Below are 17,830 nucleotides of genomic sequence, written 5' to 3' on the forward strand. Positions count from 1 at the left end.
TGCCCACGCCGCACTGGCTGTAGGAAGGGCGCTCCCCGCTTCAAGTGGGGGGCGCCCTTTCGCTTTTCCCCTCCCCCTTTTCGAAAGGTTCCTTTCCGTGACGCTGCTTCGCGCCGCCAACGTCCAGCTCGCCTTCGGCAGCCGCACCGTCTTCGAGGGCCTCACCTTCACCATCGAGGAGGGTGAGCGCGTGGGCCTCGTGGGCGTCAACGGCTCCGGCAAGTCGTCGCTGATGAAGATATTGGCCGGCGCGGCGAAGCCGGACCTGGGCGAATTGCAGCTGCGCCGGGGCGCGCGCGTCACCTACCTGCCCCAGGAGCCCGAGTTCCCCGAAGGCGCCACCGTGCAGAGCGAGCTCGCCGTGTCCCAGGCGCCGCTGAAGGAGGCGCTGGACGCGCACGCGGAGCTGTCCCGCAGGCTGGAGGCGGACCCCGCGCACGCCACCCCGAAGATGCTGGAGCAGCTGTCCGCGCTGAGCGACCGCATCGAGCAGGCGGGCGGCTGGGACACGGAGCACCACGCGAAGACGCTGCTGGACCGCCTGGGCGTGAAGGACTGGGACCGGCCGGTGGCGCAGCTGTCCGGAGGCCTGAGGAAGCGCGTGGCCATTGCCCGCGCGCTGCTCACGCGCCCGGACCTGCTGCTCCTGGACGAGCCCACCAACCACCTGGACGCGGACACCGTGGACTGGCTGGAGGATGAGCTGGACAAGCTGCCCGGGGCGCTCCTGCTCGTCACGCACGACCGCTACTTCCTGGATGACCTGGTGGATCGCATCGTGGAGATCCAGCCCGGCGGCGGCCTCATCTCCTACCCCGGCAACTACGCGGCCTACGTGGAGCAGAAGCTCGTGGCCCAGGAGAACGCGGAAGTCGCGGAGCACAAGCGCGGCCGCTGGATTGCCCAGGAGGTGGCGTGGCTGCGCAAAGGCCCGGAGGCACGGCGCACCAAGAGCAAGGCGCGCATCGAGCGGGCGCAGAAGCTGCTGGCGGAGAAGGGCTTCCAGCGTCCCAAGGTGGCGGACCTGAAGGTGGTGGCGGCGCCCCGGCTGGGCCACACCGTCATCGAGGCCGAAGGGCTGAAGAAGTCCTTCGGGGACCGCAAGGTGCTGGACGGCGTGGACTTCCGCCTCCAGCGCGGCGAGCGCGTGGGCTTCCTGGGCCCCAACGGCGTGGGCAAGACGACCTTCCTGCGCGTGCTCCTGGGGGAGATTCCCGCGGACAGCGGCAAGCTCGTCATCGGGAAGAACACCAAGGTCGCCTACTACGATCAGCAGCGCGCCCAGCTGGACCCAGAGCAGACGGTGTACGACGCGGCCTCCAACGGCGAGGACCACGTGGAGCTGGCGGACCGGAAGGTGGCCCTGCGCGACTACCTGGAGGACCTGCTCTTCCCGGTGCCCATGCAGCGCATGAAGGTGGGCGCGCTGTCCGGCGGCGAGCGCAACCGGCTCTTGCTGGCGCGGCTGTTCCTGGAGGGCGCCAACGTCCTGGTCCTGGACGAGCCCACCAACGACCTGGACATCGTCACCCTCAACATCCTGGAGCGGCTGCTCCTGGACTTCGCCGGCAGCACCCTGCTGGTGACGCACGACCGGTACTTCCTCGACAAGGTGGCCACCGCCATCCTCTCCTTCGACGGAGAGGGCAAGGTCACCCGCTACGAGGGCAACTACGACATGTACAAGCGGCTGCGCGAGCAGTCGCAGGCCGCCGCGCTCAAGGCAGCCGCCGCGCAGAAGAAGGACGAGCCGAAGAAGGACGAGGCCCGCGAGGAGCCCGCCCAGAAGCCCGCGCCGAAGAAGCCCGGGAAGCTCTCCTACAAGGACCAGCGCGAACTGGACGGCATGGAGGCCACCATCGAGGCCGCGGAGAAGCGCAAGGCGGAGCTGGAGGCGAAGCTGGCCGACCCCGCCGTCTACAGCCAGGGCTCCAAGGTGGCGGAGGTCAACCAGGCACTGGAGGCCACCACCGCCGAAGTGGACCGGCTCTATACGCGCTGGCAGGAATTGCAGGACCTGGCGGCCGGGACTGCCTGACGCGGCGATATTTGCGCGGGGCAACCATCAATCGGTGGCACCCGTGCATGATTTTCGCGGCGGGGGACTCTGGCTAGAGTCCGCGTCCCTCCGCCTCGGGAGTCGTCACGTGTTCCGTCCGGCCTCGGTCCTCGCCGCTGCCCTGCTGTCCGTCCCCTTCTCCGCTCACGCCCTGGAAAGCGGCCCCAAGAGTCCGCTGCCCATGTTCGACCTGCAACGCCTGCGCCTGGACCCGGCGGCGCTGGGGTCGCTGGTGGTGGGGACGGGCCGGACGCTGGAGTCCGGGCAACTGCGTGTGGCGTTGAACTACCACTACGAGCAGCTGCCCATGCATTTCCAGACGCGCTGGGAGCCCGGCGAAGGCACGGGGCTGGTCGAGAACAAGATGACCGCCCACCTGACAGTGGGCTTCGGCGTGCTGTCCTGGCTGGAGGTGGGCGGCGAGCTGCCCTTCGTCCTGACGCAGGGGGGCAAGCCCACGCTGGAGTACTTCGGGCCGAACACCGGCGGCATCGCCACGCCGTGGCTGACGGCCCGGGCGGCGCTGCTGCGCCAGTCGAAGGGCGCCCCCATCAACCTGTCGGTGGGGCTCACCGCGGGGCTGCCGGTGGGCAGCCGCGAGGCGCAGGCGCACGAGGACTACGCGTGGCAGCCGCGTCTGCAATTGGGCTACGTGGGCGAGGGCTTCCAGGTGGGCGGCGAGGCCGGTGTCTTCCTGCGCAAGCGCCAGGACCTGGGCCCCGTGTCCTACGACCCGAAAGACATCGTGGGCAATGAGCTGCGATTGGGCGCCACGGTGACGTCGCTGCACGGCGAGACGACGCGCGGCGAGGTGAGCGTGCTCACGGGCATCCCGCTGAACGGGGGCCGGGTGGGGGCGGAGCTGCTCATCGCCATCCGCCGCCATGCCCTGTCCAACCTGGACCTGTACGTGATGGGCGGCCCGGGCGTGGGCGCCGGGTTCGACACGCCCACCTTCCGCTTCGTCGCGGGCGCGTCCTTCGCCACCAGCAAGGTGGACTGAGCAGGCCCGTCCCCTACTTCGGCATGAAGCCGAAGGCCTTCACCACTTCGTCGGCATGAAGCCGAAGGCCTTCACCATCGCGATGACGATGCCCAGGAGGCTCTCGCCCGCGATGAAGCCGGAGCTGACGGGCAGCACCGCGTCCTCCGCGAGCTTCGGCTTCACGCGCCGGAGGAACGCCGCCAGCGTCGCGCCCACGAAGAGGCTGATGGAGCTGGAGCCGGGGATGACGATGGCCAGTCCCAGGCCGGACGCGGAGGGAATGAAGGCCTTCATCTTCGGCGGGGCCCAGCGCTCCAGCAGCACCAGCGCGATGCCCAGGAGCGCGCCGCACAGGGCGCCCATGCGCGCGGTGGGGTGCAGCGCGGCCAGCCCCGAGGCGAGCATCTTCGACACACCGGCCCACACCATGGACGCGGGCGCGGGGAACTGCTCCGTGCCCAGCACGTCCGCGGTGGGCACCAGCAGCTTGAAGATGGGCACCACAGCCATGGCGCCCGCGACCACGCCGAACAACTGCGCCACGAACTGCTGACGCGGCGACGCGCCCAACAGCCACCCGGACTTCAGGTCCGTGAGCAGGTCCGCCGAGTGCAGCCCCACGCCGCCCGTGGCGTTGGCGCTCATCACGTTGGCGGGGATGTTGCCCGGCGCCAGGCCACCGAAGATGAGCTGGGTGACGGGGCCCAGCGCCTTGGTGGGCGTGGTGTCCGTCTCTCCCGTCACGCGCGACGCGACGACGCCCATCACCACCGCCAGGGGCAGCGCGAGCACGCCGGCCCACCAGGGAATCTGGAACAGCCAGGCCATGAGGAAGACGGCCACGGGGCCCAGCAGCGCGAAGCCCAGCGGGAACCAGGCCGGCGGGCACTCGATGTCCGCCAGCGGATCCGCGCCCGCGCCCTCCTGGGGCTTCTTGCCGAACAGCGAGCCCAGCGCGGAGAAGGAGCGCACCACGCTCCTCCACTGGAAGGCAAAGGACAGCAGGCCGGAGGACACCAGCACCGCGGAGCCCGTCCACAGGGACCAGCCGTTGATGGCCTTGTACGTCACCTCCGGGATGACGCCCTGGGTGAACATGGCCGGCGCCAGGAAGCCGTAGTTGAGGATGGCGCCCAGGAGCATGGACCAGCCGGTGCGGAAGTTCACCAGCGCGCCCGCGCCGATGAGCAGCAGGCTGAAGTCGAAGGACAGGGACCACTTGCCCGCCTCGCGGCCCAGGATGGTGAACGGCAGGCTCACCTTCTCCGGCAGGTTCTTCAGCCAGGTGAAGCGCGCGTCGCGTACCAGCACCAGGAACGCGCCCACCAGCCCCGCCAGGCCCAGAAGCCGCGCCTTGTTGCGGGCGGTCTCACCGTGGCCGTGCAGCGCGCGGATGGTCTCCGCGGTGGCGGTGCCGGTGGGGAACGGCAGCGCTTCGATGTTGATGAGCTGGCGCTTGATGGGGATGGCGGCGAAGACGCCCAGCGCGGAGATGACGGCGAACCACAGCATCAGCCAGCCGGAGGACGGCAGCGTGCCGGTGAGCATCAGGAGCGCGGGCACCGCGGCCATGTTGCCGCCGCCCGTCATGTAGCCCGCCGCGGACGCCACGGAGCCCATGGCGTTGTTCTCCAGGTCGGTGAACTCGTTGCGCAGCAGGTTCAGCGAGCGCAGCGTGCCGAACACCGCGAAGGCCAGGATGCAGGCGGTGATGGTGACGCCCAGGCTCCAGCCCGTCTTGAGGACGACGTAGAGGTTGGACAGGCACATCACCGCGCCAATGAGCATGCCCGCGATGACGGCGCGCACGGTGAGCTGCCGCGCGCCGCCCTGGTAGACGTGCTCCCGCCAGTACAGCTCCGGGTCCATGGCCGCGGAGGCACCGGGCCGGTCGGGAACGGCGCCGGGGTCGGGCGCGGGAACGCGGAGCTGGCTGGGGTTCGGGACGGGAGGAACCATGGGGGGCGCAAGATAGTGCACGCCCCCCGGAGGCACGAAACGCTCCGTGCCCCACGGATGGAAAAGGCACTACCCGTGCGCGCCGCCCGGCCCGTGGACGTGGCCGTGGGCCAGCTCTTCCTGCGTCGCGTCACGCACTTCGCGCACGGTGACGTCGAAGTGGAGCGTCTTGCCGGCGAGCGGGTGGTTCAGGTCCACCACGACGTGGTCCGGGTTCACGGCGATGATGCGCAGGGGGACGTCGCCGTCCTCCGTCTGGGCCATCAGCGTGCCGCCCACCTGGGGCAGGTACGTGGTGGGCAGCATGGTGCGGGGGACGTTGCGCACGCCCTCCGGCTTGTGGACGCCGTAGCCCGTTTCCGGGGTCACCACCACCTGCTTGCTGTCCCCCACCCCCAGGCCTTCCAGCGCGCCCTCCAGGCCGGGGACGATCTGCTTGTGCCCATGCAGATAGGCGAGCGGCTGATTCGGGGCGCTCTGGTCGATGATCTGCCCGTCTCCCAGGTGGAGGCGGTAGTCGAGCGCGACGACGCGACCGTTTGCGACTTTCATGCGGCTCAAGCTCCTTGGATGCGTAGGACGGCGGATGGGACTTCGGTCAAAGGTGGAACCGGGGTGATGCCACGTCAGGCAGTAGGTGACTGCGCCGCCTCCTCGCCGACCGGCCGGTCGGGGGGCTCGCCGCGCGACACGTACACGGCGGCCGCCAGGTCTCCGGTGACGTTGAGCACGGTGCGGCACATGTCCAGGAAGCGGTCCACGCCGAGGATGAGGCCCAGGCCCTCCACGGGGATGTTGAACATGCCCAGGATCATCGCGATGACGGGGATGGAGCCCGCGGGCACGCCCGCGGTGCCAATGCCCGCCAGCACGCAGATGAACATGATGGTCGCCTGCTGCGTGAGCCCCAGCGGAACGCCATACACCTGCGCGAGGAAGAGCACGGTGACGCCCTCGAAGAGCGCGGTGCCGTTCTGGTTCATCGCGGAGCCGGCGGTGAGCACGAAGCGCGACACGTTGCGCGGCAGCTTGAGGTTCTCCTCCGCCACCTTGAGGGCGGTGGGCAGCGTGGCGCTGGAGGAGGACGTGGAGAAGGCGGTGACGATGGCCAGCCGGCAGGAGCGGAAGAACTCCACCGGGTTGCGTCCGCCCAGGAAGCGCACGGACAGCGAGTACATGACGAACATGTGGATGCCCAACGCCAGGAGCACCACGCCCACGTACGACGCCAGCTGTCCCAGGATGTGGAAGCCCAGGCGCGCCGTCATGGAGAACAGGAGCGCGCCCACGCCCACGGGGGCCAGTTTGAGCACCCCGTCGATGAGCTTCATCATCACGTCGTAGAGGCCCTGGACGACGTCCTTGAGCCGCTGCGCGGGCTCCCCCGGCGTGAGCGCCAGGCCCAGGCCGAAGATGAGCGAGAAGACGATGAGGCCAATCATGTCCCCGTCCGCCGCGGCCTTCAGCGGGTTGGTGGGCACCATGGACATGAAGAGCGCGCCCGCGGAGGTGTCCCCAGGGGGCGGCGCGGGCTTGATGGTCGTGCCCGTGCGGGCCAGGGCGCGGGCCTCGTCGCTCAGGCCGTCGCCGGGCCGCAGCGTGTTGACGAGCAACAGGCCGATGACCACGGAGATGACGGAGAAGACGACGGTGTAGCCCAGCGTGCGGGCGCCCAGGCGGCCCACCTGCTTCAGGTCCAGCTCCGCCACGCCCACCACGAGCGCGGAGAACAGGAGCGGCACGACGAGCATCAGGAGCAGGCGGATGAAGATCTGCCCCAGGGGGTTGGTGACGTGCTCGACGAGCCAGGTGAGCCAGTCCGCGCTCCCGAACACGGCGTTGCAGACGAGCCCGGCCGCCGCGCCGATGGAAATCCCGAGGAGCATCTTCTGATGGGGCTTCATGAGGGGGCGAAGCCTACCGGTGAAAGGGGGTGGCGCCCACCTCGCGTTCAGGAGAAAGCTTCCGCCCCATCGTGGAATCCCTCGTCCAGCTCACCGAGCCCGCCCTGCCCCTGCCCCTCTTCCAGCGGCTGTCCCGCCGCGTGGGGGACCTGAAGGGAGAGCGCCTGCGTCACACGTACCAGACGACGTTCTGGTACGCCTTCGGGCCCCCGGAGAACGTGGTGGAGGAGGTCATCCACACGCTGCGGCCCCGGGTGACGAAGGGCTGGAAGATTTCCGGCGTGGAGTGGTGGCTGTCGCGGATGCGGGCCACGGACGTGCGGGTGGACTTCCACCAGGACCGGGACGAGCGGCTGGCATTGGCCACGGGGAAGCTGGTGCACCCGGTGCGCTCGTCGGTGTTGTTCCTCAACCGGGTGCGGGGCGGCGCGCTGGCGGTGACGCGGGAGCCGCCGTGTGACGAGAACCCGTCGCTCGCGCCGGAGCGGCTGGAGGATCTGACGCTGGTGGCGCCGCGCCCCAACCGGCTGGTGGTGTTCGACGGGACGCTGACGCACGGGGTGCTGGACGCGAACAACCAGGTGCCTGACGGCAAGCTGCCGGGGCCTTCGCGCGAGCGGCGCACGCTGGTGATGAACTGGTGGGACCACCGTCCCACGGACGTGCCCCGGTGGAGCGAGACGCGCTTCTACCGGGCGCTGGCGAGCTGACGGGCGGTCTCGCGCAGGCGGTGGGTGACGCGCTCGGCCCACTCGGGTTCGACCTCCATGCAGGCGGGGCGGCGGCCCAGGCGCAGGGCGGCGGACGGCATGGAGCCGCTGCCCGCGAAGGGATCCAGCACCGTGTCACCGGGGCGGCTCCAGGTGCGGACCAGGGGCTCCAGCACGGAGAAGGGCTTGTGGTGCGGGTGGCCGCCCCACTGCGTGGCCTCGGCGTCATCGTCGTAGCCGCCGACGACGGCCCACACGGTGGGGGCGTCTCCGGGGGCGAGAGGCGGCGCGGGCGTGCGGGCGATGACGAGGGCGACCTCGTAGACGCGCAGGAGCTGCTCGTTGGCGTTCTTGTCGGTGGTGCGCTTGCCCCAGACGTATTCGCCGCGCAGGTGGGTGTAGCCCAGGCCGTGGGCGGCGGTGAGGATGGGCTCCTTGCCCAGCAGGTTGGTCCAGATGATGAGGGGCGCGTCCGGGGTGAGGTGCGCGGTGGCGCGGGTGAGCCAGGCCTCGGAGAAGACGCGGTAGTCGCGCACGGACTCGAAGCGGACGATGGGGTTGCGGTCGATCTTCTTGTTCGCGCGGGGGTCGCGCAGGTCTCCGCCCTTGCGGCGCCGGGTGAGCAGGCAATAGGGCGGGTCCGTGTGGAGCAGCGAGGCGCGGGTGTCGCCGAGGGCGGCCCGGTAGCCCTCGGGCTCGCGCGCGTCGGCGCGGACGCAGCGCAGGGATTCGGGCGTGAGGTCGGAGGTCATCGTGTGGAGCCGCACCCTACCCGGCATGAGGGCGGGGGTGCCGGGATTCTGGCACGCTCGGTGGGCATGAGGATTCGTCACACGGCGGCCCTGCTGGCCTGGCTGCTGCTCTGCGGGTGCCAGTCCGCGGGCGGCGGACAGACGCGGCGGGAGTACCAGCAGACGCTGGATTCAGGCACGAACGCGTGCCGGCACAACCCCGCGTACTGCGCGGCCATGCCCGCGAGTGTTCGAACCACGGCGCAAGCCGGTGCATCCGTGGCAGGGGCGCTGAAGGTCATGGATGCGGCGACCCAAAGCCGCCTGCATGAAATCCTGAAGAAGTGCGCGACCCTGGCGGACCAAGAGGTGAATCTGCGGTTGCTCGACGGCAAGACGCCTACAGCGCAGCAGTGCGAGGAGCAGGTCGGGACGGATGCGGCGGGCAAACCCATCACCCGGGCCATGCAGTTGGGCCGGGAGAAGCACGAGGTGGCCCTCCGCTGCGTTCAGGAGCACCTGTCCGTTGAGCGGCCCGGTGGATTCAGCCTGGAACAGCGCTACCGATACGACCAGGAGGCAAACTCCTTGGAACTGGTCACATCTGGAGAAGAGCAGACGATGCTCCGTTCAGGTCGAACAGCGCAGCTCCGTGGGACGCTCGTCCCCGACTTGGTCATTCATCTCGGAGACCCGCTTCACCCTGAAGCGAGCTACGACTTCAAGTTTCCCTGCCCTATTGGCAAGGAAGGTAGCTGGCGGAAGTACCCCAAAGGGCATCCCTGGGAGGACCGCCTCCAGGGCGAAATGTATGAAGAGGCCTTGGGCGTCGATGCCTTCCGCGTCTCACCCATCTTGGGAGTTTACTGATGCCCGGGATCCTGCCCTCTGTCGAAGTGGTCGCGGGCAATGGCTCTGTCATCATGAAGGCAGGGCTCAGCATCTGCTTCTACATGCGGCGCTCGCATCGAGAACTGGCCCCCCTGATTTCACAGGCATTGAGGACCTACCTCCATGCTGTCGGGCGCCAGGCACTGACGTGGTACCCCGACCATGAAGGCGAATGGCGCATCCTGGATGACTCCGCGCTCGAATCAATTCATCAGGAACTGCTGACGCATTCGGCCCCGTTCATCCACTTGCGGGACAGCTACGGAAGCCTCGTTGACCATCAATTCCTCTACCGAGGCGTTGACCTGGATTCACCGGAGAGCCGCCGCGCACCGGGACGGCATGCCTGCGCGGTCTCCTTCTGGCTTCCGGCCCATCGGCTCCAATCCCAGGGCCACGTTCCATTCCGAGAGCTGGCTCTTTCCCTGGCGAAGCCACTGCCCTTCAACTCCGGCCATGCAGGCCCCTCCTTCCATGCCTGGCTGGGCATGAAGGATTTGATGCAGCACATGTTTCAACTTGGACTTCGCTATCCAGGCATGGACGTGCCGGATGAACGCAACAATGCCTACTCAGTGGGAGAAAAGGTCCAGGGCGTCCATTGGATGAACTTCCTGGGCCCGCCGGTGCTCGAAGCGCTGGGGGGCGCTTCCGCGCTGGAGGCCCGCCTCCAGGCACCGGGGACTTCCGTGCTGGCTCTGGGGGAAGACCGTGCCGTTGTCACCCTGGGTGCCGAACCCGACGCGGGCGACACTGATGAAGGACGCATGCTGCCAGCACACCGGGAACTGGCGCGCATCCTGGAGCCCTGGTTCGCGGCTCGCGAGGTCTCACGCCGTGACCGAGCCAACGACGCCCTGCGTAGATGGGAGCGCCGGTTCCTGGACTGAGCCAGGCTTCAGGCTCAGGGGAAGTTGATGCCACTCCACTGCACCGTCCGGGCGCCATCTACATCCGTGACGCGCAATTGATAGCCCTCCAGTTCCGCGTTGTTGACATCGAACTCCAGGATCAAGGTCGCCTCAGACTCGGCCGTGATGGGTCCGGACTGAATGGGCGGAAAGGATTGCCACTCCTTTCCCTGCCGGTCCACCAGCACGGCCCTCCCGATGATCCATGGCTTCTTGTCGGCAGCCCTCAGCACCAACTGCACGGCCCTCCGCGGGCCTGACGTGAACACCGCACCTCTCTCCAACTGGAATGAGCACGGGCGCCTGCACTTGATGAGCCTCCAGTTATCATCGACCCCGATGCCAGGAAGCGACGTCGAGGCCATCAGGAGCCCCCGAAGTCCCATAGGCTCACGCACGCTTCCTCCTGAGGAAACGCGTTCCTGCCGCAAGCGCTCGATCTCCGCGCGAAGTTGCTGCACTTCCTGGCGGTACGACTCCGCGGAGCGCCCCCGTCGGTAGACTTCCACCTGCCGATCCACGGCACGTGAATCCACCACCAAGGTCAAAGACAACCTTGCGGGAAGCGCCGAGCCCGCATCCTTGAAGGGAACGGACAGTTTCAAGCTGTCCCCCCCCTGCAAATCATTGGACGGCACGAGCACGAGAACCGAACTGCCCGTACTCACCCGTGCGAACTGTGCTCGTGACTCCAGGCTCAGTTGGTCCTGCTGGATGTCGGTATCGAAGAGAAGCGTCGTGCTGATCCCAGGCCCAATGTGGATGGGGCGCTGCCCCACGCCGTCCGCTCCCACTTCCATCCGGAGCGTCCCCTCCACCGCATCGTTCCCGACGGGAGAAGCCGCCAATACATGGGTCGACCAGAGAAGAACCGGAAGCGCGACGAACAGACAGGAGGGCACGGTGGGGAGGGCTCCTCGAACCGGGGCAGCAGGAGCTCCCTTCTATCACGGGGCGTTACGCGTACCCGCTGTTCGCGGATGACTCGCCTCCACGAGTAGGCGTCGATGCGGCGAAGTGCCTACTTAATCTGCTCTTGGTACACGTTGAGGCGTTGGACCGCCCTCAGACCGAACAACTGGTTCGGCACCCACCTTGTCGTGGCGGTGTCCGGGGAGTAGCCCTCCATGTCCTTTGCGTGGCCGACTTGAACGGCCCTCTTGTCGAAGTACTCCATGCAAATGGGGAAGACCCTCCCGTCAGGTAGGGTGGCTTCCGTGAAGAGCAACCGGGTGACTTCCGGGTAGAACACCGCGCGACCCTTCACTTTTGTCCCTATCGGCAAGGCACCGCGCATCGCCGCCTCTTGATGGACGGTACCCAGGAGGGGGCCTTCACGGATCTCCGTCTCGAATCTCTGAGACTCCGCCAGCCAGAGGCCGTTCCACACAACATGGCCGGTCCTCAATTCCGCCATGGCCTCCTTGGCTCCCGCCGGGCACGGTTCGCTCCGATCCCTGGGGCTGTTGGCACTGCCGCCCGCGCACGACACGCCCACGCAAGCCGCCACGGCCGCTCCAGCGATCTTCCGGATGACACCGCCGTCCGCTCGCAGGGGCTTCACGGAGGTGGTCGCAACCTCGGTGGGCGCGGGCGGAGTCGGCTCCACCGCAGCGGAAACACCCGCATCCGGGGAAGACGCCACCGCAAGCACGGCGGCATCGGGAAGACTCGGGGTTGGTGTCACGGACGAACTTCCTTTCTCAGACACAGGCGCTACGGCAGGTGGAGGCCGGTCCGGCGTCAGTCGCGCCAGCCCGAAGATCAAGAAGCCCAGCAGGAGTGCTCCCAGGCCAAGCACCGCGCCGGAACGACGGCGCCGCTTCGGCTCGACGGCCTCAGCGGGTGAGGACGGTTCCGACGGCGCTGGCTCACGGGCTTGCGCTGTCAGCGCCGGAGAGCTCCCAGGGAACTGCGACAGCGACACGACGCCCCGGTCCAGCCCGGCCTCATCCGGATCCGCCGGGACGTCCAGCGAGACCTTCCAGTCCGCGTGGCGCTTGTCCTTCGCCGCGTCCCACAGCGCTTGCAGCAGCGTCTCCGTCCCCGAGTAGCGATCCTCGGGGCGCTTGGAGAGCAGCCGCATCGCGATGTCCGACAGGCTGGAGGGGACCTTGGGGTTGATGTCCTTCGGAGCGCGCGGCACCACTGCTTCGATGGCGGGCAGCAATCGCTCGTAGGGCAGGCGTGGGTCGAAGGCGTAGCCGTCCGTCAGGGACTCGTAGAGCAGCGCGCCCAGCGCGTAGAGGTCACCCGGGATGCCCGCATCGAAGTTCGCTCCAGATTTCCAGGAGCCTTCGCGCAGGAAGGTCACGCACTCGGGCGGTAGCAGATGCGGCGACGCGGGCGCGACACCCACGGTCAGCGTGGAGGCTCCCGGGATGCGCGCCGTGCCCAGGTCGATGAGGATGGGGCGCTCATCCAGACGGCGGATGAGCAGGTTGTCCGACTTGAGGTCGCGGTGATGTACGCCCCTGCGGTGGAGATCCGCCACCACCCGCACGACCTCCGTGTAGACGGTCAGCAGGTGCGCGGCGGAGGGCTTCACCCGCCAGCGCCACTCGTGGAACGTCTCGCCGTCCACGAAGTCGGTGACGTGGAAGAGGTAGCCGTCCGGTGGCTCCGGCCAGCGATCCACGGCGTGCACGCGCGGCAGGTTGGGATGCGGAGCGCACGCGAGCAGCGCCGCCACCTCCCGCGCGATCCGCCCGTTGACGTCCTCCTCATCGCTGGCGTGCTGGTTCGCCGGACGCAACGCGAGCTTCAGCGCGTAGACATGCCCGCCCCGCTCCACCTTGAACACCCGGCCGAAGCCACCCGCGCCAAGCGTCCCGACGATTCGCCAGGGGCCGACACTGTGGCCGACTTCAAGCTGGTCCGGGTGGAGCGGCGAGGTCATGACCCTGACTCAAGCCGTGACACAACCTGGGAGGTGGGGACGACCACCCGGGTTTTCAGGACCGGCGAGGGCGCCTTCCCTGCCATACCCCACCGCGGAGGTCGGATTCCCCGCAATCCGCGAGCGTGCCCGGCCGATGACGGCGCGGACCCACTTGGCGGAACCACCCAGGGAGCGGTGTTCAATGCGGACAACCTCCGGGGTTGACCCTATCTGGCCCTGCGGGGCTGTCACGTTTTTTCGTGACGCAGCAGGGGGGTCGACCCTGAACGGGCGTCCAACCCGCCAGGCAGCCTGGGTTTCGTGAAACAAGTTTCAGCCCGTCCAGATGCGACAGCAGGCCCTGTCTGGGATTGCGCGGGGGCCCGTCTTCCGGCCGGCTATTCGCCTTCGTCGGACGTGTCGTCCGCTTCCGCCAGCGCGCGGGCGGCATGTTCCCACTGGCCGCCCAACCGGGCCTCGGAAGCCAGGGCTTCGTCCCAGGAGGGACCATCCGGCAGCAGGCGCGATGCGTGCTTCAAGGCCAGGCGTTCCAGCGCGCGGGCTTCGCACAGGCGGCGCAGCTCAAGCGCATCGAGCCCGTTCGCGGCGAGGAAGGCCTCACGGCGCGAGGTACGAACGTTCCGCTCGTTCCACCACGCGACCTCCTCCGCGGCGATCTCGTCTTCCGTCGCGTCGAGCCCCAGCGAACGCGCCCAGCCCGCGAGCAACGCCCGCCGCAGGCCGGCCTCTGCCCATGCCTCCGCATCGGGCGCGCCGCGCAGCAGCTCCATCACGCGCCCGGAGTCCACGGCGCGCGGCCCCACGCGCGTCACGTCCTCCATCAAGCGCCGGCGCCGCACCAGCGACGAAGGATTGCGCCGCGCCCCAGGTTGCATCGGAGGTGCACGGCTCACGAACTCCGCGCCCGCGCGCACGCACTCGATGGCGTCCAGTCGCTTGAGATCCTCCACACCGCCCGCGAACCATGCGTCCCAGGCTTCACGCACGGACCGGGTCCACGCGGGCTCCACGGCCTCGCGGATCCGAGTCCAGGAGCGCTCCTGGTAGAAGATGCCCGCGGCCGCGTCCACCAGGGCCTGTGCTCCGGAGCGTCCCAGCACTCGGGCCTTCAGTGCCGTCTCTGCGGCGTGCCGCACGTTCACCAAAGGCACCGTGAGGGGGCGCCAACCGTGTTCGGCGTCCGCGTGCAGCAGCGCCACTTCCGAGTCGTCCACCGCCACGCCGTCGCGATACCAGCCGAAGATGCGTCCCACGCCGATCACGCCGTGTTCAGACAGCTCGGAGGCACGCAGCGCGCCCATGCTGCCGCCGCCGAAGACGGCCACTCCCGCCTCCAGCGCCGCGAGCAGTTCGTGATGCCACACGGACGGCTGCGCCTCGAAGACGCCGTCCACCAGGACCAGCGCGCGGGGCTTGAGCGACAGGGCCCGCCACACGTCCCCCTGGCGCGCGGGAGGCAACACCGTGCACGGCCCGATTCGCCGCGCCTCGGCCGCGAGCAACGATGGCCCCAGGAACACCACCAGGTCCTCCGGCCGCCTCTTCACGCGACTCCCATCAGGTGCAGGCCCCGCGTTGCGCCCGGCTGCCGGGGCACCTGGATCCATGGGCCTGGTCCCCTTGCGCTTCACGCGAGCCCCTTCACGTGCAGGCGCCATGGCCCCGGTATCGCCGCGCTTCGCATGAGCGCCATCACGTGCTGGCTTGCTCGCGGCATCCTGGACGGCCCCCGTCCCCTTCCCACCTGACCGCCGCTTCACAGGAGCTCCGAGACGCGCATGCCCGGTACCACGACCTTCCACACGTGCAGCCCGGGCACTGGTGCTTCCAGCACCACGCCTGCCACCTGCTTGAACCCCGCTCCGTCCAGCAGCGACAACACCGTGCGCACCTTCGCCGCCGCGGTCTTCGCACGCCGGTCCGCCACGTCCGGCATCGCGTCCACGGCCCGCCGGGGCCGCACCTCCGACAGCGCCTGGGCGAACCCCAGCGCCGCGTCGCGGTCCGCCGCCGCCACGTCCTCACGGGCTCCGTGGATGTCCGTCAGCCGCGATTGCGCGGCCTCCAGCAAGGCCTTCAGCAACGCCTCATCCCGGTCCATCGCGCACGCATAGCCGGCCGTGAGCGGCACCGGGCCCTCGTCCGCGTCCACCAGTATCGCCGCCGCCACGGGCAGCCCCACCCTTCCCTTTGTCCGGGTCGCGGGCGTCACATCGAAGAGGTACACCCGAAACCCCTGGGCCTTCAGCGCGTCACTCAGCGCGGCCGTGCGCGGTGCCCCGTCCTCCAAGGCCTCCGGCCGCAGCATCCGCCCCACCACCCCCTCCTCCGACCAGCCCTCCGGCAAGGCCCGCGACAACTGGTCGCGCTCCGTGGCCTCCAGCAGCGCGTGCAGCAGCGCCGGGTCCGACTCCGGATGCGCCCCGGAGCCATTCGTCGTCCACGCCACCGACACCGGCCCCAGCTCCACCGTTCCGGCAGGCGGGCAGTACACCCCCTGCGCCGGCACCCAGACCCGCTCGTCCCCGTCCAGCGTCCGCGCCTCGCACCACGCCAGCCGCACCGCCGGCCCCGCGAGCCTCGGCGCCACCACCGCGCCCGCCGACCCGAGCGACTCCACGCCCCAGACCGTGTCGCCCGCCCTCTCCAGCTCCGTCCGGGAGCCCCAGCGCAGCCGCTCCGGCCGCACCGTCTCCGCCGCCCACAGCTCCGCGGTCTCGAAGAGCGCGCCCCGGGCCGCGGCCTCGAACGTCAGCCCCTTGCCATTACACACCTGGAGCACGTGTCCACCCGGACGCACCGCGCAGGCGACCTCCACGCCGGTGCGGTCCAGGCCGGTGACCCGGGCGACCCGGGTCACTCCCAGACCTTGAGACAGGGCATCGAGAAAGGCGGGGGAGATGGATTCCATCAAGGCAGGCGACACGGAGGGGCACCTTAGCGGACACCCGGCGCGGCGCGGCATGGGATGACGGGGAAAACGTGGTAGGGGAGGGACAGCCCCCGCCGTCTCGGGATGGAGCGCGCATCGAATGATTGCCGTCGGAGAACTCGCACCGGACTTCGCAGCGACCGACTGCCATGGGCAGACCGTTCGATTGTCGGAGCTGCGAGGCCGGCGCGTCGTGCTCTTCTTCTTCCCCCGCGCCTTCACCGTGGGCTGCACCATCGAGAACCGCGCCTTCAGGGACAACCACGAGCGGATCCGCAGGCTGGGCGCTGAGCTCGTCGGCGTCTCCGTGGACACGCTCACCACCCAGTGCGACTTCGCTGAACAGGAAGGCATCCACTTCGCCCTCCTGGGAGACGATGAACGGCGGATCAGCCGCTCCTGGGGCGTGCTGTGGCCGGTCCTCAACATCGACCGGCGCGTCACCTTCATCGTCGGCGCGGACGGCGTCGTGGAACACGTCATCCACCATGAGGTGCGCGTCTACCGCCACCTGGATGACGTGCTGAAGTACCTCCAGGCCCACCCCACCCCGGGCGGCGACACCGCCTCCGCCTGAGGCCTTGCGCCCGCCCGCCTGCCCGGTAGCGGACGCCTCCCGCATGTCCCCGGAGGCGAAAAATGGGGCGGAAAATAACCTTCTGGCCCCTGGAGGGTTTGCGCCCCTGTGAGCGGACGGGTCCTAGGACTGGTGCGGCCCGGTGGGGCCGTGAGCGCTCTCTCGGATGAGGCCCTGTGCGGGGCCTTCCTCGCGGGGGACGCGACGGCGTTCGGCCAGCTCTTCGAACGGCACCGGGGCCTCGTCTTCTCACTGATGCGCCGCTACACCGTGAGCGCGGAGGACGCGGCGGACCTGACGCAGCAGGCGTTCCTCCGGGCCCTGGAAGCATCGCGGCGGGTGTTCGCGCGCTTCACGCCCACCACGCCCACGCCGTTCCGCTCGTGGCTGGTGCGGGTGGCGCTCAACCTGGCGAAGAACCACGCGCGCCAGGGGCTGCGGTGGCGGCCGGTGCTGGTGGAGTCGGTGACGGATGACGTGGCGGCGGACATGGGCGAGGGCGCGGACGCATCGCTGGAGCGCACCCAGCAGGGCCAACGGGTGCGCCAGGCGGTGCTCGCCCTGCCCCGCCGTCAGCGCGAGGTGCTGACGCTGCGGGTGGACGGCGGTCTGCCGTTCAAGGACATCGCGGAGACGCTGGGCATCACGGAGAACAACGCGAAGGTGCAGTTCCACCACGCGGTGAAACGACTGAAGGCCGACGTGGCCGGGGAGACGCAGTGATGGGTGCGTGCGTGGAATACGAGGAGCAGGCGAGCCTCCACGCCGCGGAGGCGCTGGAGGGCGAGGAGGCCGCGCGCTTCCAGGCCCACCTGGAGTCCTGCGCGGCCTGTCAGGCGGAGGTGGCCTCCGCTCGCGAGGTCCTGGGGCTGGTGGCGCTGCCGCCCCAGACGCCCATCGAGGTGCGCGCGCAGGAGGGTCTGGGTGCGAGGACCCTCGCGGCCTGGCGCCGGGAGCAGACGCGCCGGGGCATGGGCCGCCGGGCGCTGGGTTCGCTCGCGGCCGTCGCGGCGGTGGTGGCGCTGATGCTGGGACCGTCCGCGCTGGAGCGGCTCAAGGCGCCCCACCCGGTGACGGCGCCGGCCTCCGTGCAGTCCACGAGCGCCCGCGACGACGTGGACGCGGAGACGCTGGCCGCCTTCGAGGCGTGGGCCGGGCTGGATCCGCTGGAGGATGACGGCTCGGGGTACGGCTTGGATGAGGACCTGTCGTGGGATGACTCCGGCCTGGACGGGGACGGGGACTTCGACCTGGGAGAGACACTGTGAA

General features: G+C 69.4%; 17 protein-coding genes. 8 read left to right on the plus strand and 9 right to left on the minus strand.

The genetic code is table 11. The features are described 5' to 3' along the window. The first annotated feature begins 97 nt into the window (after positions 1-97). Both ACX114_RS28265 and ACX114_RS28270 read left to right on the plus strand, forming a co-directional pair. Positions 98-2,038, plus strand: coding sequence for an ABC-F family ATP-binding cassette domain-containing protein (locus ACX114_RS28265; protein WP_459289552.1), 1,941 nt, complete (start codon positions 98-100; stop codon positions 2,036-2,038). Between the two features lie 202 nt (positions 2,039-2,240). Beyond that, positions 2,241-3,062: a flagellar motor protein MotB gene (locus ACX114_RS28270; RefSeq protein WP_459289554.1), complete on the plus strand. Its 822-nt coding sequence runs from the start codon at positions 2,241-2,243 to the stop codon at positions 3,060-3,062. Positions 3,063-3,101: 39 nt separating this feature from the next. On the opposite strand, the gene ACX114_RS28275 is transcribed toward ACX114_RS28270, so the two are convergent. From ACX114_RS28275 to ACX114_RS28285, 3 genes are all read right to left on the minus strand, one after another. Then, positions 3,102-5,003, minus strand: a complete 1,902-nt coding sequence (locus tag ACX114_RS28275) for an OPT family oligopeptide transporter (RefSeq protein WP_459289556.1) — start codon at positions 5,001-5,003, stop codon at positions 3,102-3,104. Positions 5,004-5,072: 69 nt separating this feature from the next. After that, on the minus strand, positions 5,073-5,555 hold the full coding sequence (locus ACX114_RS28280; RefSeq protein ID WP_459289558.1) for an FKBP-type peptidyl-prolyl cis-trans isomerase: 483 nt from the start codon (positions 5,553-5,555) through the stop codon (positions 5,073-5,075). A gap of 74 nt (positions 5,556-5,629) precedes the next feature. Continuing rightward, the gene (locus ACX114_RS28285; RefSeq protein ID WP_459289560.1) at positions 5,630-6,907 is read right to left on the minus strand and encodes a dicarboxylate/amino acid:cation symporter; all 1,278 of its coding nucleotides are present in this window, start codon (positions 6,905-6,907) and stop codon (positions 5,630-5,632) included. A 71-nt stretch (positions 6,908-6,978) separates the two neighbouring features. On the opposite strand from ACX114_RS28285, the gene ACX114_RS28290 reads away from it, so the two are divergent. Then, a complete protein-coding gene (locus ACX114_RS28290; RefSeq protein WP_459289562.1) occupies positions 6,979-7,617 on the plus strand; it encodes a hypothetical protein in 639 nt (212 codons plus the stop codon). On the opposite strand, the gene ACX114_RS28295 is transcribed toward ACX114_RS28290, so the two are convergent. Further along, positions 7,596-8,369 (minus strand): DNA-methyltransferase, encoded by a 774-nt coding sequence (locus ACX114_RS28295; RefSeq protein WP_459289564.1) that lies wholly within the window; start codon positions 8,367-8,369, stop codon positions 7,596-7,598. The two genes, ACX114_RS28290 and ACX114_RS28295, sit on opposite strands and share 22 nt — an antisense overlap. Positions 8,370-8,446: 77 nt before the next feature. Further along, a complete protein-coding gene (locus tag ACX114_RS28300) occupies positions 8,447-8,608 on the minus strand; it encodes a hypothetical protein (protein ID WP_459289566.1) in 162 nt (53 codons plus the stop codon). 40 nt (positions 8,609-8,648) lie between these two features. Between ACX114_RS28300 and ACX114_RS28305 the strand changes: the two genes are divergently transcribed. Together ACX114_RS28305 and ACX114_RS28310 are read left to right on the plus strand one after the other, a co-directional pair. Next, the gene (locus ACX114_RS28305; protein ID WP_459289568.1) at positions 8,649-9,218 is read left to right on the plus strand and encodes a hypothetical protein; all 570 of its coding nucleotides are present in this window, start codon (positions 8,649-8,651) and stop codon (positions 9,216-9,218) included. Further along, positions 9,218-10,129: a type VI immunity family protein gene (locus ACX114_RS28310; RefSeq protein WP_459289570.1), complete on the plus strand. Its 912-nt coding sequence runs from the start codon at positions 9,218-9,220 to the stop codon at positions 10,127-10,129. Before ACX114_RS28305 ends, ACX114_RS28310 begins: the two co-directional genes overlap by 1 nt. Before the next feature lie 14 nt (positions 10,130-10,143). Here the strand turns inward: ACX114_RS28310 and ACX114_RS28315 are convergent, their stop codons facing one another. The 4 genes from ACX114_RS28315 to ACX114_RS28330 form a co-directional block, all read right to left on the minus strand. Then, a complete protein-coding gene (locus ACX114_RS28315; protein WP_459289571.1) occupies positions 10,144-11,052 on the minus strand; it encodes a DUF2381 family protein in 909 nt (302 codons plus the stop codon). A gap of 119 nt (positions 11,053-11,171) precedes the next feature. Then, positions 11,172-13,049 (minus strand): serine/threonine protein kinase, encoded by a 1,878-nt coding sequence (locus tag ACX114_RS28320; RefSeq protein WP_459289573.1) that lies wholly within the window; start codon positions 13,047-13,049, stop codon positions 11,172-11,174. Between the two features lie 380 nt (positions 13,050-13,429). Beyond that, a complete protein-coding gene (locus ACX114_RS28325) occupies positions 13,430-14,599 on the minus strand; it encodes a TfuA-like protein (RefSeq protein WP_459289575.1) in 1,170 nt (389 codons plus the stop codon). A gap of 209 nt (positions 14,600-14,808) precedes the next feature. After that, entirely contained in the window at positions 14,809-15,963 is a 1,155-nt protein-coding gene (locus ACX114_RS28330) for a YcaO-like family protein (RefSeq protein WP_459300310.1), read from the minus strand. A gap of 121 nt (positions 15,964-16,084) precedes the next feature. Between ACX114_RS28330 and ACX114_RS28335 the strand changes: the two genes are divergently transcribed. The 3 genes from ACX114_RS28335 (at position 16,085) to ACX114_RS28345 (ending at position 17,829) form a co-directional block, all read left to right on the plus strand. Next, entirely contained in the window at positions 16,085-16,561 is a 477-nt protein-coding gene (locus ACX114_RS28335) for a peroxiredoxin (RefSeq protein ID WP_459289577.1), read from the plus strand. Positions 16,562-16,711: 150 nt separating this feature from the next. Then, positions 16,712-17,284: an RNA polymerase sigma factor gene (locus ACX114_RS28340; protein ID WP_459289579.1), complete on the plus strand. Its 573-nt coding sequence runs from the start codon at positions 16,712-16,714 to the stop codon at positions 17,282-17,284. After that, entirely contained in the window at positions 17,284-17,829 is a 546-nt protein-coding gene (locus tag ACX114_RS28345; protein ID WP_459289580.1) for a zf-HC2 domain-containing protein, read from the plus strand. The genes ACX114_RS28340 and ACX114_RS28345 overlap by 1 nt, the downstream gene beginning before the upstream one ends. Position 17,830: the final 1 nt, after the last annotated feature.

The sequence above is a fragment of the Corallococcus sp. M7 genome (genome assembly GCF_054512695.1).